The sequence below is a fragment of the Paracoccus sphaerophysae genome (assembly GCF_000763805.1).
Lineage (GTDB): Bacteria > Pseudomonadota > Alphaproteobacteria > Rhodobacterales > Rhodobacteraceae > Paracoccus > Paracoccus sphaerophysae.
Window position 1 is genome coordinate 1 of sequence record NZ_JRKS01000016.1, and the last position, 18,085, is coordinate 18,085.

At 69.0% G+C, this 18,085-nt stretch carries 25 protein-coding genes and 1 tRNA gene; 17 read left to right on the forward strand and 9 right to left on the reverse strand.

What is annotated here, in order from left to right; genetic code table 11:
• Nucleotides 1–99 precede the first annotated feature (99 nt).
• Genes IC63_RS16935 through IC63_RS06825 form a run of 6 tightly spaced genes read left to right on the forward strand, consistent with a single transcriptional unit; the run spans nucleotide 100 to nucleotide 5,413 of the window.
• Complete coding sequence (locus IC63_RS16935; RefSeq protein ID WP_052041929.1) at nucleotides 100–612, forward strand: head-tail connector protein; 513 nt, start codon at nucleotides 100–102, stop codon at nucleotides 610–612.
• Nucleotides 609–2,225, forward strand: coding sequence for a terminase large subunit domain-containing protein (locus tag IC63_RS06805; protein WP_156965390.1), 1,617 nt, complete (start codon nucleotides 609–611; stop codon nucleotides 2,223–2,225). Before IC63_RS16935 ends, IC63_RS06805 begins: the two co-directional genes overlap by 4 nt.
• Complete coding sequence (locus IC63_RS06810; RefSeq protein ID WP_036718345.1) at nucleotides 2,216–2,560, forward strand: HNH endonuclease; 345 nt, start codon at nucleotides 2,216–2,218, stop codon at nucleotides 2,558–2,560. Before IC63_RS06805 ends, IC63_RS06810 begins: the two co-directional genes overlap by 10 nt.
• On the forward strand, nucleotides 2,545–3,789 hold the full coding sequence (locus IC63_RS06815; protein ID WP_036718347.1) for a phage major capsid protein: 1,245 nt from the start codon (nucleotides 2,545–2,547) through the stop codon (nucleotides 3,787–3,789). The genes IC63_RS06810 and IC63_RS06815 overlap by 16 nt, the downstream gene beginning before the upstream one ends.
• On the forward strand, nucleotides 3,789–4,337 hold the full coding sequence (locus IC63_RS06820; RefSeq protein ID WP_036718349.1) for an HK97 family phage prohead protease: 549 nt from the start codon (nucleotides 3,789–3,791) through the stop codon (nucleotides 4,335–4,337). The genes IC63_RS06815 and IC63_RS06820 overlap by 1 nt, the downstream gene beginning before the upstream one ends.
• Nucleotides 4,337–5,413 carry a phage portal protein gene (locus tag IC63_RS06825; RefSeq protein WP_036718353.1) on the forward strand — a complete coding sequence of 359 codons (1,077 nt, stop codon included), beginning with the start codon at nucleotides 4,337–4,339 and terminating at the stop codon, nucleotides 5,411–5,413. Before IC63_RS06820 ends, IC63_RS06825 begins: the two co-directional genes overlap by 1 nt.
• A 260-nt stretch (nucleotides 5,414–5,673) precedes the next feature.
• Here IC63_RS06825 and IC63_RS17395 read toward each other — a convergent pair whose 3' ends face one another.
• Together IC63_RS17395 and IC63_RS06835 are read right to left on the reverse strand one after the other, a co-directional pair.
• Entirely contained in the window at nucleotides 5,674–5,880 is a 207-nt protein-coding gene (locus tag IC63_RS17395; protein WP_036718355.1) for a YodC family protein, read from the reverse strand.
• Nucleotides 5,880–6,188 (reverse strand): Arc family DNA-binding protein, encoded by a 309-nt coding sequence (locus IC63_RS06835; RefSeq protein WP_052041930.1) that lies wholly within the window; start codon nucleotides 6,186–6,188, stop codon nucleotides 5,880–5,882. Before IC63_RS06835 ends, IC63_RS17395 begins: the two co-directional genes overlap by 1 nt.
• Nucleotides 6,189–6,278: 90 nt before the next feature.
• On the opposite strand from IC63_RS06835, the gene IC63_RS06840 reads away from it, so the two are divergent.
• The 6 genes from IC63_RS06840 to IC63_RS06860 all read left to right on the forward strand — a co-directional run bounded on the left by IC63_RS06840 (nucleotide 6,279) and on the right by IC63_RS06860 (nucleotide 8,726).
• Entirely contained in the window at nucleotides 6,279–6,431 is a 153-nt protein-coding gene (locus tag IC63_RS06840) for a hypothetical protein (protein WP_036718357.1), read from the forward strand.
• Between the two features lie 14 nt (nucleotides 6,432–6,445).
• Nucleotides 6,446–6,694, forward strand: a complete 249-nt coding sequence (locus IC63_RS18010; RefSeq protein WP_156965391.1) for a hypothetical protein — start codon at nucleotides 6,446–6,448, stop codon at nucleotides 6,692–6,694.
• 8 nt (nucleotides 6,695–6,702) lie between these two features.
• Nucleotides 6,703–6,927, forward strand: coding sequence for a hypothetical protein (locus IC63_RS06845; protein WP_156965392.1), 225 nt, complete (start codon nucleotides 6,703–6,705; stop codon nucleotides 6,925–6,927).
• Nucleotides 6,928–6,999: 72 nt separating this feature from the next.
• Nucleotides 7,000–7,464 (forward strand): hypothetical protein, encoded by a 465-nt coding sequence (locus IC63_RS06850; protein ID WP_156965393.1) that lies wholly within the window; start codon nucleotides 7,000–7,002, stop codon nucleotides 7,462–7,464.
• Between the two features lie 3 nt (nucleotides 7,465–7,467).
• Nucleotides 7,468–7,854 carry a hypothetical protein gene (locus IC63_RS18445; protein WP_036718362.1) on the forward strand — a complete coding sequence of 129 codons (387 nt, stop codon included), beginning with the start codon at nucleotides 7,468–7,470 and terminating at the stop codon, nucleotides 7,852–7,854.
• Between the two features lie 2 nt (nucleotides 7,855–7,856).
• Complete coding sequence (locus IC63_RS06860; RefSeq protein WP_052041931.1) at nucleotides 7,857–8,726, forward strand: tyrosine-type recombinase/integrase; 870 nt, start codon at nucleotides 7,857–7,859, stop codon at nucleotides 8,724–8,726.
• A gap of 47 nt (nucleotides 8,727–8,773) precedes the next feature.
• Here the strand turns inward: IC63_RS06860 and IC63_RS06865 are convergent.
• Nucleotides 8,774–8,848: transfer RNA gene (locus IC63_RS06865), tRNA-Thr, on the reverse strand.
• A 437-nt stretch (nucleotides 8,849–9,285) separates the two neighbouring features.
• Here IC63_RS06865 and IC63_RS19225 point away from each other — a divergent pair.
• The 3 genes from IC63_RS19225 (at nucleotide 9,286) to IC63_RS06880 (ending at nucleotide 10,898) form a co-directional block, all read left to right on the forward strand.
• Nucleotides 9,286–9,900 carry a group III truncated hemoglobin gene (locus IC63_RS19225; protein ID WP_408633547.1) on the forward strand — a complete coding sequence of 205 codons (615 nt, stop codon included), beginning with the start codon at nucleotides 9,286–9,288 and terminating at the stop codon, nucleotides 9,898–9,900.
• A 45-nt stretch (nucleotides 9,901–9,945) separates the two neighbouring features.
• Nucleotides 9,946–10,581 carry a hypothetical protein gene (locus IC63_RS18015; protein WP_156965394.1) on the forward strand — a complete coding sequence of 212 codons (636 nt, stop codon included), beginning with the start codon at nucleotides 9,946–9,948 and terminating at the stop codon, nucleotides 10,579–10,581.
• Between the two features lie 89 nt (nucleotides 10,582–10,670).
• On the forward strand, nucleotides 10,671–10,898 hold the full coding sequence (locus IC63_RS06880; protein ID WP_036718366.1) for a hypothetical protein: 228 nt from the start codon (nucleotides 10,671–10,673) through the stop codon (nucleotides 10,896–10,898).
• A 12-nt stretch (nucleotides 10,899–10,910) separates the two neighbouring features.
• Here the strand turns inward: IC63_RS06880 and IC63_RS06885 are convergent, their stop codons facing one another.
• The gene (locus IC63_RS06885) at nucleotides 10,911–12,269 is read right to left on the reverse strand and encodes a cytochrome P450 (protein WP_036718367.1); all 1,359 of its coding nucleotides are present in this window, start codon (nucleotides 12,267–12,269) and stop codon (nucleotides 10,911–10,913) included.
• Between the two features lie 114 nt (nucleotides 12,270–12,383).
• Complete coding sequence (locus IC63_RS06890) at nucleotides 12,384–13,589, reverse strand: hypothetical protein (protein ID WP_036718368.1); 1,206 nt, start codon at nucleotides 13,587–13,589, stop codon at nucleotides 12,384–12,386.
• 153 nt (nucleotides 13,590–13,742) lie between these two features.
• Between IC63_RS06890 and gatB the strand changes: the two genes are divergently transcribed.
• Nucleotides 13,743–15,257, forward strand: a complete 1,515-nt coding sequence (gene gatB, locus IC63_RS06895; protein WP_036718369.1) for an Asp-tRNA(Asn)/Glu-tRNA(Gln) amidotransferase subunit GatB — start codon at nucleotides 13,743–13,745, stop codon at nucleotides 15,255–15,257.
• A 13-nt stretch (nucleotides 15,258–15,270) separates the two neighbouring features.
• Here the strand turns inward: gatB and IC63_RS06900 are convergent, their stop codons facing one another.
• Complete coding sequence (locus tag IC63_RS06900; protein ID WP_036718371.1) at nucleotides 15,271–15,678, reverse strand: SufE family protein; 408 nt, start codon at nucleotides 15,676–15,678, stop codon at nucleotides 15,271–15,273.
• A gap of 121 nt (nucleotides 15,679–15,799) precedes the next feature.
• On the opposite strand from IC63_RS06900, the gene IC63_RS06905 reads away from it, so the two are divergent.
• A complete protein-coding gene (locus tag IC63_RS06905) occupies nucleotides 15,800–16,300 on the forward strand; it encodes a hypothetical protein (protein ID WP_052041932.1) in 501 nt (166 codons plus the stop codon).
• A 22-nt stretch (nucleotides 16,301–16,322) separates the two neighbouring features.
• Here IC63_RS06905 and IC63_RS06910 read toward each other — a convergent pair whose 3' ends face one another.
• The 3 genes from IC63_RS06910 to rplU form a co-directional block, all read right to left on the reverse strand.
• Nucleotides 16,323–16,868, reverse strand: a complete 546-nt coding sequence (locus tag IC63_RS06910) for a GNAT family N-acetyltransferase (RefSeq protein WP_156965395.1) — start codon at nucleotides 16,866–16,868, stop codon at nucleotides 16,323–16,325.
• A 121-nt stretch (nucleotides 16,869–16,989) separates the two neighbouring features.
• Nucleotides 16,990–17,259 (reverse strand): 50S ribosomal protein L27, encoded by a 270-nt coding sequence (gene rpmA / locus IC63_RS06915; RefSeq protein ID WP_036718372.1) that lies wholly within the window; start codon nucleotides 17,257–17,259, stop codon nucleotides 16,990–16,992.
• A 3-nt stretch (nucleotides 17,260–17,262) separates the two neighbouring features.
• The gene (gene rplU, locus IC63_RS06920; protein ID WP_036718374.1) at nucleotides 17,263–17,997 is read right to left on the reverse strand and encodes a 50S ribosomal protein L21; all 735 of its coding nucleotides are present in this window, start codon (nucleotides 17,995–17,997) and stop codon (nucleotides 17,263–17,265) included.
• Between the last annotated feature and the right edge of the window lie 88 nt (nucleotides 17,998–18,085).

The following is an 18,085-nucleotide window of genomic DNA, read 5'->3' on the forward strand; positions in this document are numbered from 1 at the left end:
CGGGGGGGCGACACTCTCCCCTAATACCCCTGGCGTTGCACCCGCCCTCGGCGGCGGGGTGCACGCCGATCCTGAAGCGTATGAATCGGAGATGTGGTGATGACCTACACCCGCACCCCTACCCTCGCCGCGCCCGTCTCGCTGGCCGACGCCAAGGACCATCTGCGCGTCATGCACGACGACGAGGACATGCTGATCCAACGTCTGGTGATGGCCGCAGCCCGAGAGATCGAGGCATACTGCGAGATCGCCCTGACCCGGCAGACCATCGCGGCATGGGCCGAGGTCGAGGACGCAACCGCCTTTCACCTGCCGGTCGGCCCGCTCGCACCCGACAGCGTGGTGACTGTCAACGGCTTCGAGGCGCTGGGGGCGCTGGAGGGCGGACGCTGGCCCCGGATCGCCCTGCCGACGCCCTACACAGGCGCGCTGCACGTCACCTATGACGCGGGCTTCGGTGACACCTCGGCCGCTGTCCCCGACGACCTGCAACTGGCCGTGCTGGAGCAAGCCGCCTTCGCCTATGACCACAGGGGCGACGTGGAGGCCAAGCCCGGCCTGACCCCAGCCGCCGCCCGCATAGCGGCCCGCTATCGCCGGGTGCGCGCATGACGACGCCTAAGCGCCCGCGCAAGGCTGGTCCCAATCCGGAGACTTCTGCGGTATCAAGATACCGCCGTCCACCTGTTCCGCTCTCTCTCACGGGGTCGAAACTGGCCGAGGACGCGATCCGGTTTCTGCAAGGGCTGAAAATCCCGGAGGGGAAACTGGCCGGGCAGCCGCTCAAGCTGGCCGAGTTCCAGCGCAAGTTCGTGCGCGGGGCGCTGGCCGAGGGCGTCATGGTCGGCGTCCTGTCGATCGGGCGCGGGAACGCAAAAACCGCTGTGTCGGCGGGGCTGGCGCTGGGGCACTTGGTCGGGGCGTGGGATGACCAGCCCAAGCGCGAGATCATCATGGCGGCCCGGAACCGGGACCAAGCGAAGGTCGCCTTCGGCTTCCTGGTCGGCTTCATCGAGGGACTGGACGAGGACCAGCGCGAACAGTTCGTCATCCGCCGCGGGTCAAAGCTGGAGGTCGAGTTCGAGGGCAACGGCGGCGGGCTGGCGCGCTGCATCGCGGCGGACGGCAAGTCGATCCTGGGCGGTGCGCCGACGCTGGCGATCATGGACGAGCGGGCCGCGTGGGAACGCGAAAAGGGCGACAACCTGGAGAACGCGATCCTGTCGGGCCTCGGGAAGCGGGACGGGCGGGCGCTCATCATCTCGACCAGCGCGGCCGACGACGCCAACACCTTCAGCCGCTGGTTGGATGAGCCGCCGCCTGGGACCTATGTGCAGGAACATCGGCCCGCCTTCGGCCTGCCCGCCGACGATCTGCCGTCGCTGCTGGAGGCAAACCCCGGCGCGGTCGAGGGCATCGGGTCAACGCCGGAATGGCTGGTGGCGCAGGCCAAGCGGGCGATTGCGCGGGGCGGGTCGGCCCTATCGAGCTTCCGCAACCTCAACCGCAACGAGCGGGTCAGCACCGAGGACCGCAGCCTGCTGGTCACGGTGGACGAGTGGCTGGCATCCGAGGTCGATCCCGACGCCCTGCCGCCGCGTGAGGGGCCGTGGATCCTGGGCGTGGACCTTGGCGGCAGCCGCAGCATGAGCGCAGCGGCGTTCTACTGGCCGCAGACGGGGCGTCTTGAGGCTCTGGGCACCTTCCCCGGCACCCCCGGCCTTGCGGATCGTGGGGCCGCTGATGGCGTGTCCGACCGGTATGTGCAGATGAACGAGCGGGGCGAGCTGTCGGTGATGGGCGAGGCGACCGTCCCGCCCGGCCCGTGGCTGGCCGAGGTGGTGCGGCGGATCGAGGGAGTCACCCCGGCCTGCATCGTTGGCGACCGCTTCCGCCATGCAGAGTTCACCGAGGCAATGGACAAGGCCGGGGTGGGCCGCGTCCCGTTCATCTATCGCGGCTTCGGCTGGAAGGACGGCAGCGAGGATATCGAGCGGTTCCGCCGGGCGCTGTTTGACGGCGAGATCAAGGGCGCGCCGTCGCTGCTGCTGCGGTCCGCCATGTCCGACGCGATCGTGCTGAACGACCCGGCTGGCAACGCCAAGCTGGCGAAGGCGCGCAGCCTGGGCCGCATCGACGCGGCGGCGGCAACGGTGCTGGCCGTGGCGCAGGGACAGCGGATGCTGGCGCAGCCCGAGCGAAAAGCGAGGGTCGCATGGGCCTGATCCGCCACAGCAAGCACATCACTCGCGGCCCGCGCTGGAAATCGCTGCGGATGGCGGTGCTGGAGCGTGACGGCTTCAAGTGCCGGTTCTGCGGCAAGAACCGGGGCCGCCTTGAGATCGACCACATCGAGCCGGTCAGGAAACGCCCTGATCTGGCCTACGACCCCGCGAATTGTCAGGCGCTCTGCCCGTCCTGCCATGCCGGGAAAACCCATGCCGAGGTGGGCCGCAAGCCCCCCGCATATGACCGCCACGGATGGCGGAAGGCTGTCAACCAACTGATGGCCGACAATCAACCTGTCGAGCAAAGAGGTAAATCATGCTGGACTCTGTAAAGATCGCGCGCCGCCAGTCGGAAATCCGGCAGCAGCTTGCAACCCTGGTCGGGAAGGACACCCCGAACGACGAGGAAACCCGTTCGATGGAGGCGCTTGACGCCGAGTATCGGACCAACGAAACCCGCTATCGCGCGGCCCTGACCGCCGAGGACACCGAGCGGCGTGAGGCCGGGGCCGATCTGGAGACCCGCTCGGGCCGCGAGTGGTCGGACCTGGTGGCCGGCTTCGAGCTGCGCCAAGTGGTCGCCGCGATCGAGGAAGGCCGGAGCCTGTCGGGCAAGACGGCCGATGTGGTCGAGGAAATGCGCTCGCACGGCGGCTATCGGGGCATCCCCGTGCCGCTGGGGGCGCTGGAACAGCGCGAGCTGGTGGCGGGCACCACGACCAGCGCGGACGTGCCGAAACCCGTCACGATCCGGCCGCTGATCGACCGCATCTTCCCCGCTTCGGTGGCGTCCCGGCTGGGCGGCGAGGTCATCAACATCACGTCCGGCGCGGTGGCGATCCCGGTTGCCACGGCGGGCGCGATTGCGGGATGGGCACCGACCGAGGGTGCGGACGTTCCCGGCCCGCAGCCGTTCGACTTCGCGGAGCGGATGCTGGAGCCAGACCATACCCTGGGCGTTCACATGCGGATCACCCGCAAGGCTCTCAAGCAGGCCGGCGACGGGCTGGAGGCTGCGATCCGGCGCGACATGAACGCGGCGGTGCAGACCGAGCTGGACCGGGCGATTCTGATGGGCAGCGGGACGAACGGGCAGCCGCTCGGCATCATCACCGGAGCCAGCACCTACGGCATTGCCAGCACGCCCGCCGGGGCGGCGAGCTGGGCGGGGTTCCGCACCGCGTCGGTGGCCTTCATGAACGGCAACCTGGTCAAGTCGCCGGGGGACATCCGGGTGGCCTTCGATCCGGCCATCTGGGCGGACCTGGACGATGACCTGATCGCCGGCACGGCGGTGAGCCAATGGGACCGGCTCACCAAGCACATCCCGGCTTCGCAGATCGCGCTGGCGCCCACCCTGCCGGATGGCACGGCGGTTATGACGACCAACACCGGCGGCGTCGCCCCGTTCTATGTCGGCATCTGGGGCGGGCTGGACGTGATTTCTGATCGTTTCAGCGATGCCCAATCCGGCACCCTGCGCCTGACCGCGCTGATGACGGCGGACGTGACGGTGGCGCGCGGGTCGCAGATTGCCATCCTGACGGGGCTGGCCGGCTGATGCTGTGGGGGGCGTTCAACGGCAGCCTTGAGCTGCGGTCGGAGGGCGGGGCAACCCGCCTGACGGCCCGTTTCCCCTATGACCGGGAGACGGAGATCGCGCCGGGGCGGTTCGAGCGGATCGCCCCCCGCGCCTTCGCTGGCCGGATCGACGGCGGCGACGAAATCCACCTGTTGGCCGGTCACAGCTATGACCGGCCGCTGGCGAGCCGGTCGGCGGGCAACCTGACCATCACCGACGCCGACGACGCGGTGACGATCGAGGCGACCATCGACGGGGGCACGTCCTGGGCACGGGACTTCCTGGCAGCGAACGCGGCCGGGCTGATCCGGGGGCTGTCGCCGGGCTTCCGCGTCCCGCGTGGGGGCGAGCGGATCGAACAGCGCAGCGGCGGCATCCTGCGGACCATCACCGGGGCGGACCTGTTCGAGGTCAGCGTCGTGACCCGCCCGGCCTATCCCGAGGCGCAGGTCGAGGCCCGCAACTGGTCGCCCGTCTGTGAACACACCGCGCGAGCTGTCAACGCGCTGAACCGTTGGAGGCTGTGATGGGCATCATGGATTTGTTCCGGCGGGGAGTCCCCAAATCTGGGGAGAGCGAAACCCGCGCCGTGGCGATGGGCTACACCGCCGATCTGGTCGCGGCCCGCGCCGAATGGCTGTCGGGTCGATCCTGCACGGCCGAGCTGACGGCCACGGTGCAGAGCTGCGTGTCGCTGTGGGAAAGCGGCTTCACCCTGGCGGACGTGACCGGGACCGACTTGCTGGACCGGCGGTCGCTGGCGATGCTGGCGCGGTCGCTGGCGCTGCGTGGCGAGGCGGTGTTCCTGATCCGGGACAGGCTGTTGCCCGTCACCGACTGGGACATGAAAACCCGCGACGGCGAGCCTACCGCCTACCGGGTCAGCGTGTCCGAGGTCGGCGGGGGCCGGTCGCAGACGGTGCTGGCGGCCGAGGTGCTGCACGTCCGCATCGGCAGCTCGCCCGTGACGCCCTGGGCGGGCACCTCGCCCCTGCACCGGGCCAGCCTGTCGGCCGAGCTTCTGCAACAGGTCGAAGGCGCATTGCGCGACGTGTGGCGGGATGCACCTATCGGGTCGCAGATCATCCCGCTGCCCGATTCGTCCAGCGAGGACATGGCGGCGCTGCGGCGGTCATTCCGTGGTGCGCGCGGGCAGTCGCTGGTGGTCGAGGGCGTGGCGCAGGCGACGGCGGCGGGGATGAACCCGCAGCTTGAGAAGAAGGTCGAGGGGCTGACCCCGGACCTGCAACGGGCGATGCCAGCGGAGACGCTGGAGGCGGCCCGTGGCGCGATCCTGATGGCCTACGGAGTGTTGCCCGCCCTGGTGAACCCGGCGACCACGGGGCCGCTGGTGCGCGAGGCGCAGCGGCATCTGGCGCAGCTCGTGCTGCAACCGATCGCCCTGTTGGTCGCGGACGAGGCGACCGCCAAGCTAGGCCAGACGGTGAAGCTGGACGTGGTGCGGCCCATGCAAGCCTTCGACCACGGCGGCAAGGCGCGGGCGTTCGGGGCGATGCTGCAAGCCTATGCGACCGCGAAGGAGGCGGGTCTGGACGGCGCAAGCCTGCAAGACGCCATGACCTTCATCGACTGGCAGGAATGACGAGACAGGGCCGAGGTGCGCCCTGCGGATTGAGAGGCCCGCGAAGCACCTGGGACAAGACGGTGAGTGCCCGGCTTCGACATGGCCGAAAACCCCGTCATGGCGCGGCCTCTTCCTCCTACGGGGGCGCGGCGCAGGCTGGCACGTCCGAAGCGGGGCCAGCACACACCCGGCGGAGAGGCCGGGATTGGCGCGTGTAAGCGCCGCCCGCGTCAGGGCAAAGGGCCGGTCGCAGCGGGATGTTGCGGCCGGCTTTTCTGTTAACTACGTCGAACCCCAACAACCCCGACCGGCGGCTTCGACGACTTCTCAATGATGGCGTGGTCGAACTGTTCAGCAAACTTTTTGTTGCCTTCAAACCACACGCAAAGCGCACCGCCGAACTGGGCATCGCCACTATATGTCATCAGCGGCCCTCCGGACTTGAGGCGCACAAGATCGCCGACTTTGAAATCATGCTCTGCCATTAGTCCCTCTCTAGTTTGTTCTTAGGGGGTAAGCGCATCGGTTCATCCAACCCGCGCGACCGTCGATTGGCCAACAGCTCTGCAAATTCACGCATGATTCGGTCCATTCGCACAAGCTCTTCATCGTCGAGCTGGATTTCTTCTGGCGGAAGGTCGATCGGCGGCGCGAACGTTTCCTCAAGTCGCGCCACAATCTCGGCGTTCATCGACCGCTTGTTTGCATCCGCAGCCGCCTTGATCCGTTCCCGCATGCCATCGGGCAGGCGAACGATGAACTTATCTTGGGACTGTGAGGGAGCAGCGTTCATACTGGCGACCTGCCACTATATTTTCTCTTGACGCAATGCTGGCAACCTGCCACATGTTAGAGCATGGCAAGTTGCCATAATGAGGCCGCTATGACCGACCGCAAACCGATGCAGCTTCGCCTGCCCGCTGACCTGAAAGCATGGATCGCGGCGCAGTCGGCGCTGAACCAGTCGAGCCAGAACAGCGAAGTGATCCGCGCCGTGCGCGAGCGGATGGACCGCGAAACCCAACCCCAGACCTGACGGAGACCCTGACAATGACGACGAATCAACGCGCCTGCGCCAACGGCCCCGGCTTGCCTGACGTCTTGGAGCGCCACCTATCAGACTGCCACGCGGGCGCTGTGCAAGCGGTAGCTGTGGCCGAGGCGGTCGAGATGCTGGTGAGCAATGGCCTAGCCAAAGAAAAGGCGACCGGCGAGCTGCTCGCCGTCTTGATCGGCATGATCGCCGTTCTCGAAAAAGCACTGGATGTGGTGAATCTGCCGAAAGGGGAAGCCGCGTGATGCCCAGCATGAAAGACGCGCTGTTCGAGGTGGAGGAAGCCTTGAACGACTTGGACAACCTTCTGTGTGCGCTGGCCGTGGTCGCGGAGCCGTTCTGCACGATGAGCGCCGACCGCCTGTCCGGCGATGAGACGGACGCTCGCAACGGGCTGATCGGACTGCGGGACGCGCTCAAATGGCAATGCCGGAAGCTTGGCGATGCTTACGAGGCGGCGTGGAGGGCGGCGGGCTGATTAATGGCCGAAACAATCTGTTGCGGCGGCAATCGTTCCGTGTTATTGTCGTTGCAACAGATGGAGAATGCCATGAATATCGAACCCACCATGTCCAGCACCTACGCCTGCGAAGTGGCGTTCGTGAACAAGCAGCGTTTCAATGAAGCGGTCGCCCGCGGCGACTATCCCTGCGCCCCGCCCGTCTATGGCCGCGCCCGTGTCTTTACCGCCCGCGACGTGTTCGGCCTGTGGCTGTATGGGCACCTGACCGACGAAGGCATCCCGCCGGCCAAGGCTGGCGAGCTGGCCTGCGAGCTGGTCAGCGTGATGCGCCATTATCCCGACCTGCAAGAGGTCTTGCTGGTCCGCGATGCTTTCCGCCGCCGCCATGTCTGCGCGCCGTCTGATCTGCAATCGCTGATCGAGTTCCGCTTGGGCAAGTCGGAGCCGATCGGCGTCGAGACCCTGGACCTGCGCCAGATGCACAAGAACATCGCCCACCAGTTCAAGAAGCTGGCAGCGACCTACGTCCACCCCGACGACGCCGAGGACTGATCCATGACCGCCCGCCCGAGCATTGCCAGCGAGACCGGGCCTGCGCTGCTGACCTTCGAGGAGGCGGCGGCGCAGCTGCACAGCGCGGTGACGGTTTCGTCCCTGCGCCGGGCGCGGGTCGCGGGGCAGCTTTGGGCCAAGAAGATAGGCAAGCGGTATTTCACGACCTGGCCGGCGATCATGGAGTTTCTGCAATGCCCCGACACCGAAAGCCTGCCCGCCTCTACTTCCGCAAGGACGAGCGGCAATGGGTTATCCGCGACGGCAACGCCCAACAGCGGACAGGCTTTGGCTTTGAACAGCGTGGAGAGGCTGAAACAGCTCTCGCGCACTACCTCGCGGCCCGAAAGCCGCCCGAGCGCCGAGGTCCGGCACTTCCGGGGGAACTGACGGTGGGGGAGGTGCTGGCCCGCTATGTTGACGACAAGTCGAGCGCGATCCGCTCTGTCGGGACGCTGGTCTATTCGGTGCAGGCCCTCGCGCCGTTCTGGGGCGACCTGACTTGTGATGCCGTCAAAGGCTCCACCTGCCGCCTCTATGCCAAGGAGCGGGCCAAGCCGCGCCCGGTGACGACCACGACCAGGACGGGCAAGGAGTTTACCCGGCTGCGGTCGGCCGGGCCTTCGACCGTCCGGCGCGATCTGGGTGTTCTGCAAGCCGCCCTGAACTATGCCCATGACGAAGGGCTGCTGATCCACCCTATTTCCGTCACCCTGCCCGAGGCAGGCCAGCCGCGTGACCATTGGCTGACGCGGGACGAGGTTGCCTGCCTGATCCGTCACGCGGAGCCGCACATTCGCCGGTTCATCATCATGTCGATCTACACCGGACGCCGGGCGTCGGCGGTGCTGGAGCTGATCTGGACGAGGGTCGATCTGGTCGGCGGCACGATTCGGTTCCGCGCCGATGGTCAATCCGAGACCAACAAGCGGCGCGGGCGGGTCCGCCTGCCTCGGCAGCTCAAGGGGCACATGCGCCGCTGGGCAGGCGGGCGCGGGACGCATGTCGTGATGTTCCGGGGCAAGGCCGTCGCCAGCGTCAAGACCGGCATCGCCAAGGCCGCAGCGCGGGCGGGGCTGGAAGGGGTCACGCCGCACGTTCTGAAACACACGGCTATCACCTGGGCGATCAAGGACGGGATGCAGGTCGAGGATGCGGCCGAATACTTCGACACCTCGGCCGAGACGATCCGCAAGCACTACTGGCACCACAGCCCGCACCATCAGGAGCGGGCGGTCGAAATCATCGAACGGAGGAAATAACTGTGCAGATAACTGTGCGCCCAGAGGCCACGGAAGCCGCTAAGTTATGGTGCTGTGAGAGAGGATTGAACTCTCGACCTCTCCCTTACCAAGGGAGTGCTCTACCACTGAGCTACCACAGCGCCGGCCGGTCGGTTTTTGACCGTGCGGGGCGATGTAGCGGCAAGGCCGCGGGGGCGCAAGGGGGCTTGAGCAAAGAAAAACCGGGCGTCAGCCGGCGTCATTCCACAGCGCGGGGTCGTGCCACGGCGCGGGCAGGGTCAGGCGGCCGGGGGTCAGCGGGTGGCCGGCGATGATCCGGATTGCCAGGCGTCACGCCATGCGACCGGCAGGGGGCAGGGCGGCAGGACCTGCGATTCCGCGGCAAAGCCGAGGCGGCCGCAGAGGCGCGGATCGCCGAGGACAAAGACCTGCCGCACCGCGGCCTCAGCCAGCCGGGCCAGCCCGGTGTCACGAGAGGCGGGCCGATGCCGCACCCCAGGACCTCGGCGTCGACCGACAGCGGCCCGGGCAGCGCCCCGGCCGGGTCGCCCGGCGTGGCGCAGCGGGTGAGCATCACATGGCCGACCAGCGCGCCGTCAAGGACCGCGCCAAGCGACACGACCTGATCTGCGCGGGTGGCCAGTGCCAAGACGAGCGGGCGCAGATCCTCGCCCGGGAAGGCGCGCGCCAGCAGGTCGAGCACCGCGGGCAGGTCGGGGTCGGGCCGGACGGTGACGCTCATGCGCGGTTCTGCCACCTTGCCCCGGCCGCCCCGTCGCGCCACATCCATCCCATGATCCCGCCCCGCTTTCCCGTCACGCCCGAGCAGATCGACCGCGTCGTCGCCACCTTCTATGCCGCCGTGCGCCGGCACGAGGTGCTGGGCCCGGTCTTTGCCCGCCACGTCGCCGACTGGCCCGCGCACGAGGCGCGGATCGCCGCCTTCTGGCGCAACGCGATCATGTACGAGCGCGGCTATGACGGCAATCCGATGCGGGTCCACATGCAGGCGGGCGACGTACGGCCCGAGCATTTCGACGACTGGCTGATGCTGTTCGACGCGACGCTGATCCGGGTGCTGCCGCGCGAGACGGCGCGGGCGTGGTCGGCGCTGGCCCACCGGATCGGTGCCGGGCTGAGGATGGGGGTGCGCGATCTGCGCGAGCCCGGCGGCCCGCCTATCCTCGACTGAGCGGCGATTCACCGGGCGTCAAGGCGGGGCTGCCAGGCAGGGCGAATGATCGACCTGTCGCGCCGAAACGTCTTCGTCCATATCCCCAAGACCGGCGGCGCGTTCATCGAACGATGGCTCCCGCGCGGCTTCAGGCTCGGCTGGGACGAACGCGGGGCGCTGGGGAGCTTCTCGAACCCCGCTCACAGCCTGCTGGCGCGGGCGAACCAGCACTGCACGCTGGCGCAGATTGAGGATCTGGTGTTCGGCGGGCCGGTGCCCGATGATTTCCGCATCTTCACCGTGGTCCGGCATCCCGAACGGCGGTTCCTCGGCGCATGGGCCTCGCGCAAGCTGCCGCCGGCGCGGCTGTCGCCAATCCGCGGCCGGTTGCGGGCCGGGCTGCTGATGCGGTTGGCCGAACGCCGGCATCGGCGCCTGCCCGACCTCGCGCTGCATCTGCGGCCCGCAGGCGGACCATCTGGCAGGGACGGCCTCGGCGGACCGGGTGCGGGTGCTACGGCTCGAATCCGTCGCCGCCGACTTGGCCGACCTGCAGCGGGACTGGGGGCTGGACCGGACGCCGCTGGGGCGGAAAAACGTCTCTCTGCCCCGCGGGCAGATGCGCGTGGCGAGGCGCGCGGCGGTCCGGGACGTCGTGGCCCGGTTCTATGCCGAGGATTTTGGCCGGTTCGGCTATGACCCGCGTGCAGAGGGTCCGACCCCCGAAGCGGTCAGGGCCGCTCCGCACCCCGCTTGACGGCACCGGAGGCGCTGCAGATAGTCGCGGAATGATCCTCATCTTTGCCTTCATCGGCGCGGTCGCCGGCTGGATCCTGTCGGACCGGGACGGCGAGCCTGCGTTGCAGGCCGCGGTGATCGGCGCCGTCGGCGGCGTGGTCGGCGGCATCGGCTTCTGGGTCGTCATCCGGCTGCTGGGCATGTTCGCCGGCGCGCTTGGCGCCATCGCCGGGGCCGTCGCGCTGGTCTGGCTGTATCGCCGCTGGCGCGAGCGCTAGGCCGCCGGCCGCCTAAGAACGCCGGTCCAGACGCAGCATGATCCCGTCCTGCCCGCGCACGGTCAGCCGCGCCACCGGCACCGGGACCGTCGCGCCCGGCGCCAGCCGCAGGTCGCGGCAGATCAGCGCCAGCATCAGCGGCCCTTCGACCATCGCAAAGCCCGCCCCCGGACAGACCCGCTGCCCGGCGCTGAAGGGGATATAGGCGCTGCGCGCACAGGCCCGGCCGTTGTCGGTGTCCCAGCGGCCCGGATCGAACCCGTCGGGATCGTCCCACAGCCGCTCGTGCCGGTGCAGGTGCCAGGGCGACAGCACCACCTGGGTGCCGCGGGGCAGGTCGCGGTCGCGGAAATGTTCGGGCCGCGTCGTCTCGCGCACCATCATCGGGACCGGAGGATAGAGCCGCATCGCCTCGCGAAAGACGGCGCGGGCGGTCCGCAACCGCGAGACGGCGGCAAAGTCGGGCTGGTCGTCGGTCAGCACCGCGCGCGCCTCGGCCGCGACGCGGTCCTGCCAGTCGGGGGCGGCGGCCAGCAGCCACAGCGCCCAGGCCAGCGCGCTGGCCGAGGTCTCGTGCCCCGCGAGGAAAAAGATCGCCACCTGGTCGACCATCTCGGCCGGGCTGAACCGCTGGCCCGTCACCGGGTCGCGGGTGGTCATGATCTTGGTCGCCAGATCGTCGGGCGCGGTCCCGGCGGCGATCTCGGCCGCGCGGTCCCGGACCAGCCCGGCGATCAGGCCCCGGATCTCGGCCGCGGTGCGGCGGGTGCGGCGGCCGTGAAAGCGCGGCAGCCAGCGGGGCAGGGGCACCAGCGCCGCCAGGTTGACGATCGGCTGGGCGTCCTGGTGGGCGCGGAAGGCGGCGAACACGCGGGCGGCGGTGTCGTGCTCGATGGGGATCGAGAACAGCGTGCGGAAGATCGCGTCGGCGGCGGCATGGCTGGTCTCGGGCTCGACGTCGATCTCGGCGCCGGCCTGCGCCGCCATCCGGCGTGCGGCGGCGAGCGCGGCGGCCCGGATCGCCGGGAAGGTCTCGCGCAGGCGGCCGCCCTCGAAGGCGGGGTCGATGATCCGGCGCTGGCGTTCCCACAGCGCGCCGTTGGTGACGAAGACCGACTGCCCCAGCAGCGGCGCGAGCCCCTCGCGCAACCGGTCGGATTTCGGGAAATCCGCGGGCCGATCCTGCAGCACCAGCCGCACCAGCGCCGGGTCGTTGCACAGCACGCTCCGCAGCAGCGGACTGCGGAAATCGGCCATCCAGGCGCGATACAGCCGCGCCGGCAGCGCCGAGAGCAGGTCGCGCCGGAACCGCCGCGCATAGCGCAGCACCGTGCCGCGCCCCTCGGCGGCCTCAGGCTTGGGCGGAATCACCGGCGCTCACTCGCTTCTTCTTTGCGGAAATATCCCACGGGGGTCCGGGGGTGTGAAACCCCCGGGAGGCGCCGCGGGTCCGGGGGTGTGAAACCCCCGGGAGGCGCGACGGCTTCACGGCGTACCGTCCTTTCGTCCCGGCCAGTCGTTCACGGCGCGGGCGATGCGGCCGGGGGAATGGGCGCGGCCGGCAAATCGGTCGGCCAGCCGCAGCGGGCCGGCGGTGATGGCGAAGTAGTCATAATCGCCCGGCCGGTCGAAGGCGCACAGATACTGGAAATGCAGCCGGAACCAGCGCCCGCGCAGGGCGCGCTGTGCCGCGGGCGACAGGGTCTGCGTGAAGGCGCCGGACAGGACCAGCGGGCCGCGCCGGCCGGCAGGCTCGCCCACCGACACCGACACCGGGTCGCAGAGGCCAAAGCAGCAGGCGTCGCCCGGCGCGCTGACATCGACCCAAGCGACCTCGGGCCGCGCGGACAGGTACCGCAGGTCGTCGCGCAGCCGGCCGGCGTTGGGCAGGAAGGACGCCATCGGCACCACATGGCCCAGCGTCAGCAGCGCAAGCCGCCCATCCTCCGGCGCGCGGCCCGAGCGGATCAGGTCGGCCAGCACCGACACCGCCAGATAAGCGCCCGAAGAGTGGCCGACGACCAGCACCTCGTCCCAGTCGCCGGCCAGCACCTCGGCCACGCGGTCGGCGAAGGCGGCGATCCGGGCCTCGAGCGCCGGCGGATAGGCGCCGCCGTCCTGGGCGGTGAAGGCATAATCGTGCATCAGGTAATAGGCAAAGATCCGGCCGTCGATGCGCCGGAACCACCACAGCAGCGCGGCCGCGGCGGCGAGCCCCGCGGCAAGCCCCGGCAGCCAGTGCAGCCAGACCGCGCCCGCCCACCACAGCAGCCCGGCAAGCGCCAGCGCCGCCGCCAGCTGCGCCAGCAGCACGGCGATGGGATACAGCGCCGCGATTACCGGCCCGCGCCGCAGCCGCATCAGCCGGCACAGCGCGCCCGAGCCGATATAGGCCCAGGCGGTGCGCACCAGCTGGCCGTAGGTCGCCGGGATCGACCGGCCCATCGAGCCCGCCACCACGTCGGCCCAGACCAGCACCTCGATATCCGCCTGCGCCTCGCCCTGCGGGAACGCTCCGGTCACGCCCCAGCCAAAACCGGTCCGGTCGCGGCGCGCCCCGAAGTCCAGACGATAGCCCGAGATCGTCGCCTGCGCGGCCCCCTCGCGGCGGTACAGCTCGCGGTAGCGCCGCGGTGGGATCGGGTCATAGCCGGGCAGATACAGCACCCGGCGGCGGAAGGGTCGGGTCATGCGGCGGTCCCGGCGGTTGTCGCGGGCATCCTAACCGCTGCGCTGCGGCGCGGAAAGCGCCGCGATGACCTGGGCGGCCGGCGCGCCAACCCGACCTTGCCCCCTTCGCGCGGCGGCCCTAAAACCCGGGGATCAGCCCAAAGGACCCCGATCATGCTCGACCACCTCAGCTATACCGCCCCCGAACCCAAGGTCATTGCCGGGGCCAAGGGCGACTGGGAACTGGTGATCGGGTTGGAAGTCCACGCGCAGGTCGCCTCGAACGCCAAGCTGTTCTCGGGCGCCTCGACCGAGTTCGGCGCCGAGCCGAACAGCAATGTGAGCTTCGTGGATGCAGCGATGCCGGGGATGCTGCCGGTCATCAACGAATTCTGCGTGGCGCAGGCGGTGCGCACCGGGCTGGGGCTAAAGGCGGCGATCAACCTGGTCAGCGCCTTCGACCGCAAGAACTATTTCTATCCCGACTTGCCGCAGGGCTATCAGATTTCGCAGCTTTACCACCCCATCGTCGGCGAGGGCGAGATCATCGTCGACATGGCCCCCGGCGTCGCCCGCCGGGTCAGGATCGAGCGCATCCACCTGGAACAGGACGCCGGCAAGTCGATCCACGACATGGACCCGGCGCTGTCCTTCGTGGACCTCAACCGCACCGGCGTCGCGCTGATGGAGATCGTCAGCCGTCCCGACATCCGCGGCCCCGAGGAAGCCGCCGCCTATGTCGCCAAGCTGCGCCAGATCATGCGCTATCTCGGCACCTGCGACGGCAACATGCAGAACGGCAACCTGCGCGCCGACGTGAACGTTTCGGTCTGCAAGCCGGGTGATTACGAGCGCTATCAGGAGACCCAGGATTTCAGCCATCTGGGCACCCGCTGCGAGATCAAGAACATGAACTCGCTGCGCTTCATCCAGGCCGCCATCGAGTACGAGGCCCGCCGCCAGATCGCCATTCTCGAGGATGGCGGCATCATCGTGCAGGAAACCCGCCTGTATGACCCCGACAAGGGCGAGACGCGGTCGATGCGGTCCAAGGAAGAGGCGCACGACTATCGCTATTTCCCCGACCCCGACCTGCTGCCGCTGGAAATCGAGCAGGCTTGGGTGGACGACATCGCGGCCTCGATGCCGGAGCTGCCGGATGAGAAGAAGGCGCGCTTCGTGCAGGCACTGGGGATGTCGGAATATGACGCCGGCGTGCTGACCGCCGAGGTCGAGAACGCCGATTTCTACGAGGCCGTGGCGCAGGGCCGCGACGGCAAGCAGGCCGCCAACTGGGTCATCAACGAACTGTTCGGCCGGCTGAACAAGGAAGGTCTGGGGATCGGCGACAGCCCGGTGTCGGCCGTGCAGCTGGGCGGGGTGCTGGACCTGATCGCCTCGGGCGAGATTTCCGGCAAGATGGCCAAGGACCTGTTCGAGATCGTCTGGACCGAGGGCGGCGATCCGGCCGAGATCGCAGCCGCGCGCGGGATGAAGCAGGTCACCGACCTTGGCGCGATCGAGGCCGCGGTGGACGAGATCATCGCCGCCAACCCGGCACAGGTTGAAAAGGCCAAGGCCAACCCAAAGCTCGCGGGCTGGTTCACCGGGCAGGTGCTGAAGGCGACCGGCGGCAAGGCCAACCCCGCGGCGGTCAACGAGCTGGTGGCGCAGAAGCTGGGGCTGTAGGGCCGCGGGGGCCTTACGCCGCCGCGGCGCTATCGCGGATGCGGGCCACCATCGCCCGCAGGCCGTTCGACCGCTGCGCCGACAGATGCGCGTCCAGCCCCAGCCGCGCCAGCTCGGCCGGCGCGTCCACGGCGCCGACCTCGGCAACCGGCAGCCCGGCATACAGCGCATGCAGCACCGCGATCAGGCCGCGCACGATCAGCGCGTCGCTGTCGCCCTGGAAATCGAACCGGCCCCCGGCGATCTGCGGCAGGATCCAGACCTGGCTCGCGCAGCCCTCGACCTTGGTCGCCGGGACCTGCAGCGCCGGGTCCATCGCCGGCATCGCCTTGCCCAGCTCGATGACGTGGCGATAGCGATCCTCCCAGTCGTCCAGGAACTCGAAGGTCTCGGCGATCTCTTCAAAGGCTGCGGTGGCCATGATCCGTCCTTTCGCTTGCCCGGTCGATAGCGCGCGGGCGCGCCGAGGTCAAAGCGACCCCTTCCGGCAGGCCGGGCGATCGCCTATCAGTTGGGCGACGCTGAACGAAAGGCCGTGATCCATGCTCCGTTCCCTCTGCCTGGTTTCGATCTGTGCGCTGCTGGCCGGGTGCGGCGGCGGCGGCGGCAGCGGCTGGAACCCGCTGGGCTGGTTCGGCGGTGGCGGCCAGCGCGGCCCGCAGACGCTGGAGCCCAAGGGCGGCTATGCCCGCACCGACCAGCGCCTTGCCGTGCCGCAGGTGCTGTCGGCCCGCTGGGAACCGACGGTCGAGGGTCGGCTGCTGGTCGTGACCGCCATTGCGCCGACCAAGGGCTGGTGGGACGTGGCGCTGGTGACCGAGACGCCCCAGCCCGAGGGGCGGGTCCGCCCCGATGCTAATGGGGTGCTGCGGCTGCGGCTGGTCGGATCGCCGCCGCTGTCCGATGACCGCTCGGCCCGGCTGCCGGCGCAACCGGGTCCGGACACGATCACCGTAGCCTTCCCGATCAGCGCCGCGGCGCTGGAGCGGATCGACTCGGTGGCGGTCAGCGCCGGCAACAACGGCATCGCGCTGAAGGTATGAGCGCGCCGGCCGCCGGGCCGGCTCAGGCCATCTTGCGCAGATAGGTCCAGGTCGGGACCCGCGCATTGCGCGCGACCGACCAGCTTTCCGCGTCGCCCAGATAGGAAAAACCGGAATTTGTCAGCACCTTGGCCGAGCCGGGGTTGTCCTGGAACGCCTCGGCGAACAGGGTGCGCGAGCCGTGCGGGTTGGCCGCGACCAGCGCCTGCACCGCCTCGGTGGCGAGGCCGGTGTTCCAGAAGCCCGAGCCGATCCAGAACCCCAGTTCCGACTGTTCGGGTTCGACCCGGGTCAGCGACACGACACCCAGCAGTTCGCCCAGGCCCGACCCGGTCGCGTCGATCGCCCACACATCCTCGTGCCGGCCCGCGGCGATGGCGCGCGCGACATATTGTTCGGCGGCACCGGGGGGCAGGGGGTGGGGGATGGCGCGGGTGCCCTCGGCCACGCGGCGGTCCGAGGTGTAATGCTGGATCAGCCCGGCATCCGAGTTCCGCAGCGGGCGCAGCAGGAAACGATCGGTCCGGATCTCGGGCTGGCTGCTCAGCGTCAAAGTGGTGTCGTCCATTGCGATGCCTTCGGAAAACGTGTGCTGCCGGACCGGCCGGCAACAGGGATGACGCATGCCGAACGGGGAAGGGGGACCGGCCCTGCCGATCCCCCTTGCAGCTCTTTCGCTGTCGATCGGCTTATTCGGCCGCGCCGGCGGCGGGCTGGACCGAGATGTAGGTTCGGCCTTTCAGCCCCTTGCGGAACGTCACCGTGCCTTCGGTCAGGGCGAACAGGGTGTGGTCGCGGCCCATGCCGACATTGCTGCCCGGCCACCACTGGGTGCCGCGCTGGCGGACGATGATGTTGCCGGGAATGACCGACTGGCCGCCGAACAGCTTGACGCCAAGGCGCCGGCCGGCGGAATCGCGGCCGTTACGGGACGAGCCGCCTGCTTTCTTGTGTGCCATGGCTCAGGCCTCCTTTTCCGCGGCGAGCTTTTTCGCCTGCTGTTTCCACTTTTCGCTCTGGATGCGGCCGCCCAGCGACAGCTTGTCGTCCATATAGGCGATCTCGCGGCCGTTCCACGAAGCGATCTGGTCGATGTGATAAACGCCGTTTTCGTTGAGCAGCGATTCTGTCGTAGCGTCAATACCACTGATCAGCTTGAGATCGTCGGCCCGGCCGTCACGGGCCGACTGCATCAGGTTCTTGGGCTGGACGGGCGACGGCGCGGCCTTGTCGTCGGCTTCAGCCGATTTTTCCGCAGCCTCGCCGGACTGGACGCGGCGCGCCATCTCGGCTTGGTCGGTCTTGTTCATCGCATAGCGATCATCGCCCTTGACGCGCGGGCCATTGCCCGAGCGCGCGCCAACGGCTGCCTTGACATCCGACCGGTCGGCGCCCGATTCCAGCAGGTCGGTGACGCGCAGCAGGGTCAGCTGCTGGCGGTGGCCGCGGGTCCGCTGCGACGAGTGCTTGCGGCGGCGCTTGTGGTAGGTGACGACCTTGTCGGCCTTGATGGTGTCGATGACCTCGGCCACGACGCCGGCGCCGGTGACCAGCGGCGAACCGATGGTGGACCCGATCATCAGGATGTCGTTGAACTGCACCTTGTCGCCGGCTTCGGCGGCCAGCTTCTCGACGCGCAGCACGTCGCCGGACTGAACCCGGTACTGCTTGCCGCCCGTCTTGAGGACTGCGAACATCGTATCGTCTTTCTTCCTTGCCGCGCCCTGTGGCCCCGGTTTTCCCGGCGTTCGGCGGGGTCTCCCCCTTGCCTCGGACAGCGCACCC